The sequence below is a fragment of the Mycobacterium sp. NGS58 genome, from assembly GCF_059812385.1.
Genome location: NZ_JCALCO010000015.1, coordinates 1 through 6,542 on the forward strand (window position 1 = coordinate 1; position 6,542 = coordinate 6,542).

Annotated in this window: 6 protein-coding genes; 2 read left to right on the forward strand and 4 right to left on the reverse strand. The window is 62.8% G+C overall.

The genetic code is table 11. From position 1 onward, the window contains the following. Positions 1-552: 552 nt before the first annotated feature. From AC5Y4H_RS15450 to AC5Y4H_RS15465, 4 genes are all read right to left on the reverse strand, one after another. The gene (locus AC5Y4H_RS15450) at positions 553-1,284 is read right to left on the reverse strand and encodes a DUF2510 domain-containing protein (RefSeq protein WP_499983056.1); all 732 of its coding nucleotides are present in this window, start codon (positions 1,282-1,284) and stop codon (positions 553-555) included. Positions 1,285-1,551: 267 nt separating this feature from the next. Beyond that, entirely contained in the window at positions 1,552-1,986 is a 435-nt protein-coding gene (locus tag AC5Y4H_RS15455; RefSeq protein WP_499983057.1) for a DUF4383 domain-containing protein, read from the reverse strand. 75 nt (positions 1,987-2,061) lie between these two features. After that, positions 2,062-2,640, reverse strand: a complete 579-nt coding sequence (locus AC5Y4H_RS15460; protein ID WP_499983058.1) for a cyclic nucleotide-binding domain-containing protein — start codon at positions 2,638-2,640, stop codon at positions 2,062-2,064. A gap of 98 nt (positions 2,641-2,738) precedes the next feature. Continuing rightward, entirely contained in the window at positions 2,739-4,295 is a 1,557-nt protein-coding gene (locus AC5Y4H_RS15465; protein ID WP_499983059.1) for a succinic semialdehyde dehydrogenase, read from the reverse strand. 172 nt (positions 4,296-4,467) lie between these two features. On the opposite strand from AC5Y4H_RS15465, the gene AC5Y4H_RS15470 reads away from it, so the two are divergent. Beyond that, on the forward strand, positions 4,468-5,175 hold the full coding sequence (locus AC5Y4H_RS15470; protein WP_499983155.1) for an ANTAR domain-containing protein: 708 nt from the start codon (positions 4,468-4,470) through the stop codon (positions 5,173-5,175). A gap of 134 nt (positions 5,176-5,309) precedes the next feature. Further along, the gene (locus AC5Y4H_RS15475) at positions 5,310-5,702 is read left to right on the forward strand and encodes an Rv1352/Rv1906c domain-containing protein (protein WP_499983060.1); all 393 of its coding nucleotides are present in this window, start codon (positions 5,310-5,312) and stop codon (positions 5,700-5,702) included. Positions 5,703-6,542: the final 840 nt, after the last annotated feature.

Below are 6,542 nucleotides of genomic sequence, written 5' to 3' on the forward strand. Positions count from 1 at the left end.
ACTGCCGTTTCTACAGAAGTAGAAAGTAAAGAGTGATTGTCAGGAACAAACCACCTGCCCAGCCGCCGGAACTGAGCAACTTAGGGTGCACCCCGTCGACCCACCCAAGATTGCGACCAGCGTCGCGGCCACTGCGACCACTTTCAGCGTTTTCTTGGTGCTTGTCATCGGCGTACCTTTCTCGTTGGTGTTATAAATCTGTCAAATTGGATGCTATAACCGTCACAGGCGCAGCGGAAGCATGTTTTCCGCATTCGTTAAATCGAACCCCTGGGGCCGGTTTACAAAGTGGCGCGGCCGCGCGTCAACTGGTCGCGATTCGGGCGCGCGCTCCAGTAGGCGCGGCCTCGGGAGAAGACGGTCGGCGTAAAGTCCAAAGACGTCCGGCTAGATCGCAAGTGATGAGTTCATTGAGTATGTTGAGGTAAATTCCCCAAATAGCCAGCAGGCGAACGACCATTCAAAAAGCGAACGATGAGGCATGCGGCGAGACCGCAACATCACGGGCAGGAACAACGCCGACGACGTTGGCACCTGGCCGGGCGGGCCGGCCTACGGCTGAAATGCGGGAAGAACAGTCCCGGAATCCCGGATCTCCCAAATGCTCTTTTTGGTCACACCGTCGAAGTTGATCTTGTTCAACGTTTCCCGCGAATACGTGAGGTCGATGGCGACCTGAGTCGAGGTGTTGCCGTAGGGATCGGTCATCGGGAAGGTGCCCTGCACGTTCACCGCGGCCGCGTCGGGATAGGTAGCTTTTGCGTACTTGAGGATGTCGATGGTGTCCGACCGGGCACCGTCTTTGATCATCTGCTCGGTGTAGTTGTCGCGGATGGCGAATCGGGCGTCCACCACGCCGCCGTTCGGTCCCGGGGCGATGGTGAAGTTGACGCCCTCCGGTTTCTTGGGACCGGGCGGTGTTGACGGAGCCTCCTGGGTCGGTGTCGGCGCACCCTCAGCGGCCGAACTGCCGGGTGGGCTTAACGGGCTGTCCTTTTTCGGGTCGAAAACCCAGGTCTTGCCGATGAAGACCAGGAGAACGAGGGTGCAGAGCACCGCCAGAGCGACCGCGGCCTTTCCGGAGGTGCCTTTACTCGGCGGTTCGGCCGCGAACGTCCTCGGCGCCGCGGCGGCGAACTTGTCCGCCTGGTCGCTCGTGAACGCGTATTCGCTGGTCCAGCTGGTGCCGTCGAAATACCGTTGCAGCCCGTGACCCACCCCTGCGGGGTCGGGGTACCAGCCCGGCGCCGATTTGGGCGGGGGCGGTGCCTGTTCAGATGGCATCTATCCATTTTCGTCGTGGCAGAGACATCGCGGCTACCCGCCTCGATGGCCGCTCGAAACGGAGAGCGTTTCGTGAGTGAGCCGTCATGCTGTCGGCCTTTCAGTCCTGGCGGTCCGGCTCGGTGAGTTCCGGCGCGTTTCTCATGAGTCGCCATTCCTCCTTTGCGCCCGTAGTCGTCCTTCTCCGAATGCTTGGCCATCGCAACCTCCTTCGACGACTACCCGAAGCGGCGAAAGCCCAAGACCTCGAGACGGTGATCCTCTGACCTAGGGCGCTTTGCGGAGATCGGCGAGTGAGTTTCGAAGTCCACCGTCCAATCGAATCTGGACGGCTGCCACCGCGATCATGATCGCCGCGGTCACCAAGTGCACGATCGCGTCGGTGACGTTGTTGGGAAAGTGGAAAACGAACGCGACCTGCTGGGAGAAGAAGGCCCAAACCCCCGGCAGCGCACCGGCTATGGCGGCGAGGAGCAGATATAACACGGACCACGACTTCCGCATCGCGAATGCCAGCCCCGGCGCGAACAGCGCCAAACCCGCCACGGCGTGCCAGCCGTTGTAGTCCATTCCGAGCAGCTGCACGGTCGGCGCATTGGGCCCAATCGCGAAGCTGGGATTGATGGCGAAGCCGACCACCGCCTGAGCGACATGAACAACACAGATGATCAGCAGCCCGATCTGGGCGAAACTCCACCTCACATTGCACCCCCTTGTGCGCGGCAAGATGGCCGAAATACTACGTTCGGTAGTAGGTTCCTGCAACGAACGCCGTGGCTAGGCTGTCTCGTCCCGTTCGATCCAGCGGGTGAGCGCATCTTCGAGCGCGGTGGCGACGTCCATACCGGCGCTCTCAGCGGCCTGCTCAAACCGCTCGACCAATTCGGTGCGGACTGAGGCGCCCAACCGGGAGAACGGGGGTTTTGGCTTAGGCGGCAGTTCTACCGGCACATGTCGGGCGACAGACGCGTCGATGATTTCGCGAAGTGCCGGTATCTGGTTGAGCAACGTGGCGAGATCGTCGCGCTCTATGCGCAACAACTCGGCCGGTCCCATCGTCGTTACGGTCGCGGAGCGCAATCTACCCCGGTGCAGCGCCGACTCGCCGATGACTTCGCCCGGACCCAGCGCGGCGACGCGGTCCGAGCCGACATAGACGCCCACCTCCCCGCTGAGCAGGATGTAGCAGGAGTCGGACGGAGTCTGCTCATGAATCAACGGCAACGGGGCGGACGTCGAAGTGCGATGAGCCGCTCGGGCGAGACGCTGAAGTTCATCATCCGAGAAGTTGCCGAATGTGGCGTACTGGCGTAGCCGGCGAGCGTCTTCTTCGTAGAGCTTCGCGTCTGCCTTCATAGCGGACTCCTGACGTGCGACGTGCCGCTGACAATTGAAGAGCGTAACGCGCGCCGACAGAACCCGGTGCGGTATTGCGAACGCGGCGACCGGCCGCGTCAGTTCCTGCCGGGAAGCCTCATCACCGTCCGCACGATGGGCAGGAGCGACTTCTGCCAGAGAGTCCCCGGGATGCCAAGCGGCGGATCGAGATTGAACACCCGTGCGGTCGCGATCGTCTGGGATTCGGTGTACTTCAGCAGGCCCTCGGGACCATGCCGGCGCCCGACGCCGGACTGACCCATCCCGCCCATCGGCGCGCTGAGGCTGCCCCATGCGAATGCATAGCCCTCGTTGACGTTCACCGTCCCCGATCGCAACCGCGCTGCGATCTGCTGGCCCTCTGCGGAGGAACCGGCCCACACACTGGCGTTGAGCCCGTACTCGGTGTCGTTGGCCTTCTCGACGGCTTCGTCCACGTCGGCGACGGGATAGATCGAGACAACCGGCCCGAAGGTCTCGTTGGCCGCGCACTCCATCTCGGGCGTGACATCGGTCAGGACCGTCGGCTCGTAGAACAACGGCCCGATGTCGGGTCGCGCCTTCGCGCCGGCAATCACCTTGGCGCCCTTGGCCTTCGCGTCGTCCACGTGATCAGTCACGGTTTCCAGCTGACCCGCGGAGATCAAGCTGCCCATGTCGACCGAGAAGTCATACCCGGTGCCCAACTTCATGTTCCGCACTTCCGCGCCGAACTTGCCGATGAAATCGTCGGCGATGTCCTTCTCGACGTAAATCCGCTCAATCGAGATGCACAGCTGGCCGGCGTTCGAGAAGCACGCGCGGGTGGCCGCCTTGGCGGCCTTATCCAGGTTGGCCCCGCGCGTGACGATCATCGCGTTCTTGCCCCCGAGTTCGGCCGAGAACCCGATCAGCCGACGCCCCGCGTGTTCCGCGAGTTGCCGGCCAGTGGCGGTAGAGCCGGTGAACATCAGGTAGTCGCAGTTATCGATGATCGCGGTGCCGACCACCGAGCCCGGCCCGGGCACGATCGCATAGAGCTCTCGCGGCAGGCCGGCCTCATACAAGAGCTCGGCGCACGCCAGCGCGCAATAGGGGGTCTGGCTGTCCGGCTTGAGCACCACCGCGTTACCCGCCAGAAGCGCCGGTACCGAGTCGGACGCCGTCAGCGTCATGGGGTAGTTCCACGGCGAAATCACCCCAACCACGCCCTTGGGCTGATATCCGACCGTCGTCTTGCCGATCCCGGGGAGCAGCGCCTGCACCGTGCGAGGCTTCAGCAGATCCGCCGACACTCGCACGTAATAGTTTGCGTTCGCTATCAGGTCGACGATTTCCTCCTGTGCGGCCCATCGGGCCTTGCCGGCCTCGGCCTGCAGGAGATCCATCAGGAACTCGCGGTTCTCGAAAACAAGGTCCCGATAGCGGCTGATGACGTCGATGCGCTCGGCGACCGGCCGTTTCGCCCACGCGACCTGGCCCGCCCGCGCTTCGGAGAATGCGGCTTCGACATCCTCGGCCGTGCCGATTGGGATCGTGGTCAGCGGCTTGCCGTTGAAGACCTCGTCGATCGTTTTCGTCTGGCGTGCGGTGGTGTCCTTGATCGCGGCCAACTGACGCAGACGATCGAAGACCTCGGCTGACGGTGCGGGCATGTCATTACCTCTCGCAAAAGCACGGGTGTCTACGCACCAGCCTATTGGCTCTGCAAGGTCAGGCTTTATGGTGCACGCAACGAATGGCTCGTCTGCGGATTAGACGCGCCGACAAACGGGTAGTGGCACAGCGGTGCGCAATCACGACCGGTTCGAAGTGATCGCCCGAGGCATGGTCCAGGGGGCATCGGGCGTGTGTTGCTTGCTCTTGGATCGCGACCTGCGGATTCGGGCGGCAAGTAGAGACTACGAGCGCGTCACGCTGCGCGAGCACGGTGAGCTTCCGGGGCAATACCTGTTCGACGCCTTCCCGGACAATCCCAAGGATCCGCGCGCCGACGGGGCGGCGAAGCTCGCGTCGTCGCTGGAGAAGGCGATGCAGAGCGGCCACCCCCACACGATGCGGATGCAGCGCTATGACATCCCCGACCCCGCGGCCCCCGACGAATTTCTGCCGAAGGTGTGGAGCCCGACCAACTCTCCATTGCTCGATCACGGCGAGCTGGTCGGCGTGGTGCACAGCGTGAAGGAAGTGGCGGGAAGCAAACAACTTCTTGACGAGGTCGCGCGCGACGTCGATGACGGCGTCGGTTGGGAGCCGGCAGACCTACTGCACACCCTCGAAGCCGTCACCGCCGTGGAAACCGGCGTCCAGCTCCGGCGCCAGCAGGCATTGGCCACGGAGAACAAGCAACGGTTGCGCGCGATCGCTACCCGAGACATGATCGGCCAGGCCAAGGGCATGCTGATGGAGCGATTCAATATCGACGCCGACCGCGCGTTCGATCTGTTGACCAGGCTCTCCCAGGAGACCAACACCCGGGTCGAGGAGATCGCGGGCAACCTCGTTCACACCGAACATCCGCCGCGTTCGGGCTGAGGCGCCCGTCACACTCGAGGTTCGTCGCGATACCGATAGGACGACGACGAGGTCTCGTGTCCCGAATGAATTGTGGCGCAGTCGGAATGCCCGCGGTGGATTGAACGCGGCGCCGGCCCTGCTACCCTCCTTCAATGCAGTTCAGGACGGCTGCGATCGCTCAAGCGGCGATCGTCGTTGCAGGTTGCGGTGGCGGGTCGACGACGGCGACGACTCCGACGGTAACATCCACGCGGGACGTCACCCAAACCGTCACCGTGACGTTGCCGCCGCCTCCGGTTACCCCCAAAACGCTCATTGAAACCGACGGAACGTATCGAGTGAGCACCGACATCGTGCCGGGCACCTACCGCTCGGGCGGCACCAGCCCCGAAGGCGAATCCGATTGCTATTGGGCGAGGCTGAGGACTCTCAGACCCACCGACATCATCGATAGCGGCATCGGCACCGGTGCCCAGGTCGTGACGATCCAGCCGAGTGACAGAGCGTTTTTGACGCATAGCTGCCAGACGTGGCAGAAACAGTGATCAGCGGCCCGGGCCGTCGGGGAGGGGCGGACCATCGCGGCTCGGCGCCTAATCACGTTAAGCCGCAGAGGATTCGGTAGTAACGGCTGGTAACCAGTGCATGGAGCACACGCGAACTCGCGCTGCGGAGGTTGCGATGGGCCGCGTTGGTCGGCCGTTCAGGGTGAGCCGTTGTCGATCCCACTACTTCATCGGCGTGCTGTCGCCCACATGCCCCTCTGTCAGCCCTTAGCTGAAACGGTGAATCCAAGTTTGCACTCCTTATTTGACTGTGCCGTAAAGGTTCCGGTAGCTCGGCAGGCGACTGCGCGGTCGAAGCCCGCCCAGCCACCGCCAACGGCAACTGTGCCCGGCGTCGCCATACCAGGGCGAAGGCGATTACACAAACGTTAATTCAGTTGCACGCGTGCGTAATTGCGGTTTGCTGGCGCGGCTTGCAGTGCCCGGCGTGTATTTTGGAACTAACTCGCCTGTCCCAAGCTGGCGCTCCACTTGCGGCCTCAACCGCAAGGCGAATTCGCCCCCCTCGCGACACCGGGTGCGGGTAGTGAGGCTGTGCGGGTTGCACGAGACGTCAAGCAGCGCAGGAGAATTGATACGACGAAGACGCTTTGTATGAATGCGCTGTGATGACCTTCTCGGCGCAACGGGGGTATCTGCACGCGTCGGCTTAAGCCATGTCGATGCCGATTGTCCTTCGCTCGGCGCGGCAAACCGCCTGCATATCGCCGTGCGATGAGTATTGACAAATTCCGTTCTGTGTTGCGGTGTGGTAGTAGTTACGGTACGCGGTCACGCGAAAATTGAAGCAGCGCCGGGTATTTGACACATGCGCAGCAC

Coding starts and splice junctions, on each gene's coding strand:
- AC5Y4H_RS15450 (WP_499983056.1), bottom strand. CDS start 1,284: ATGCCATCTGAACAGGCACCGCCCCCGCCCAAATCGGCGCCGGGCTGG.
- AC5Y4H_RS15460 (WP_499983058.1), bottom strand. CDS start 2,640: ATGAAGGCAGACGCGAAGCTCTACGAAGAAGACGCTCGCCGGCTACGC.
- AC5Y4H_RS15465 (WP_499983059.1), bottom strand. CDS start 4,295: ATGCCCGCACCGTCAGCCGAGGTCTTCGATCGTCTGCGTCAGTTGGCC.
- AC5Y4H_RS15470 (WP_499983155.1), top strand. CDS start 4,468: ATGGTCCAGGGGGCATCGGGCGTGTGTTGCTTGCTCTTGGATCGCGAC.
- AC5Y4H_RS15475 (WP_499983060.1), top strand. CDS start 5,310: ATGCAGTTCAGGACGGCTGCGATCGCTCAAGCGGCGATCGTCGTTGCA.